Genomic DNA, 1,845 nt, shown 5'->3' with positions numbered 1-1,845 from the left:
ATCATACATAGATGTTACAAATATAGCCTTAAACAAGTTCACTCCCCCCTATTAATCCATTTATCGATATTTTTAACTTTTCTATAATCTCTTCAACTAAATTATCAGCCTTTTGGTTAACAGTTATTCCTAAAAGTATTTTATCTAAAATTTCCTGACAGTGTATAGCTACAACCTCTTTTGATAAAAGTTTCCATTCATGCTGATCGAGTAAATGTAATATCAAAGATATGTAACTAACAAGAGTTTCATTTTTCTCAATTTTAAATAAAGCATCCATATAATCAAGCTTATGTAGCATATTTTTTCTATCTTTTAAAATATAATTCTCCCATAAAGTTTCACTAGTCACACCATAACGTTTAGCTCTTTTTAAAATACTTTTTTGATTTATTTCATTTAGACCACTTTGTAAGTCTAAGGCTTTTTTAACAGCCTCTTTAACACTTAGCCCTATTAACTCCCCTAATTTCGAATGCTTTCCAGCGTTACTGTATGTCCTATCACTTTCTAAATTACAACACACGATGGTCCCATCAGTTCCAGATCCTGTTGCTAAACCTGTTGAATAATTACTTCCTGCCAATAGTTCTTGAATAGCTGCTGTTTTGGCTTCTGTTATTGTCACTAAACTTCTAGTTAAAACTCCAGAATCAACTTTTCCATCTATCATTACAATAATATTAATAGTTCCTGGCTTTAACATTTCAATTTTGGAATCTTCCTCAATATATGACGCAGTGTCTCCAACTCTACCTCCATTCGTTTCAATTCCTCCTGTAACTAAGGATGTTATAATAAGATTTTTATATGATTTTTTTACTATAGAAATATTTTTCATATCTGCTGCTGTCCCGATTCCTGTAGTAAATTTATAATTCAATCCTAACTCTTCACTTATTATTTCCATATGTTCTTTATATGTTGGTGCTTTCAATTTACATCCCATTCCTGGAGCAGTTTTTGCATCATGATTAAAAATTGCTGTTATTTCTTCTGAGTATCCTCCATTTAAAATACTTGTACTAAGGACTCCTCTTTTTCCACTAAATTTTACAATAATACTTTTGTTGTACAAATAAACTTTGTCTCCTGTACTTAGGGTTTCTATTAACATCATTTTCTCTCCTATAAATCTTTAGTAAATATGATAATCTAAGCTCTTAGAAATAGGATTTTCATATATTTCCACGTCTATTTCATAAGCTTTTTTTATATTTTCTTTTGTTAAAACTTCTTTAACTTTTCCAAATCCAACTTTTTCTCCATCTTTTAAAAGTAAAAGTTTATCACAATATCTTGCTGCTATCCTTAAATCATGAGTAGAAATTATTATCGCTTTATTTTGAGATGCTATTTTTTTACAAATTTTAAAAAGCTGTTCTTGATTATTTAAATCCATACTTGCTGTAGGCTCATCTAACAATATAATATCTGTCTCTTGAGTAATTGCCTTTGAGAAAAGAACTCTTTGTCGTTCTCCTCCTGATAAATTAGAAATCTTGTTATCTTTAAATTTTAAAGTATTTGTAAGCTTCATATAATCTAGAGCTTTTAAGTAATCCTCTTCACAAAAATTACTTTTGTTTTTTAAATGAGGGTATCTTCCCATCACCACAATATCTAAACACTTAAATTCCACATTTAAATTTGTATTTTGCCCCATGAGTGCTATCTCTTTTGCTATTTGGTTAGATATTAGTTTTTTAATTGAAATTTTTTTAATTTTAATGTTTCCTTCTGTTATCTTATTTAAATTATTTAAACATTTTAAAAGTGTAGTTTTTCCTGAACCATTAATTCCAATCAACCCTACAATTTCTCCTCTTTTTACAGTAAAACTTA

Annotated in this window: 2 protein-coding genes; both read right to left on the bottom strand. The window is 28.7% G+C overall.

The features are described from left to right. Positions 1-28: 28 nt before the first annotated feature. Positions 29-1,120 (bottom strand): adenosylcobinamide amidohydrolase, encoded by a 1,092-nt coding sequence (locus ACMOUI_RS13650; protein WP_418966242.1) that lies wholly within the window; start codon positions 1,118-1,120, stop codon positions 29-31. Between the two features lie 18 nt (positions 1,121-1,138). Beyond that, on the bottom strand, positions 1,139-1,845 hold a 707-nt coding region (locus tag ACMOUI_RS13645), incomplete at its 5' end, for an ABC transporter ATP-binding protein (protein WP_418966241.1).

This window comes from Cetobacterium sp. (assembly GCF_048470075.1).
Taxonomy (GTDB): domain Bacteria; phylum Fusobacteriota; class Fusobacteriia; order Fusobacteriales; family Fusobacteriaceae; genus Cetobacterium_A.
This window is presented reverse-complemented; position numbering and strand designations above follow the sequence as displayed.

Excerpts from the sequence above, each read along its gene's own strand:
- ACMOUI_RS13650 (WP_418966242.1), bottom strand. The coding sequence starts at position 1,120 with ATGATGTTAATAGAAACCCTAAGTACAGGAGACAAAGTTTATTTGTAC.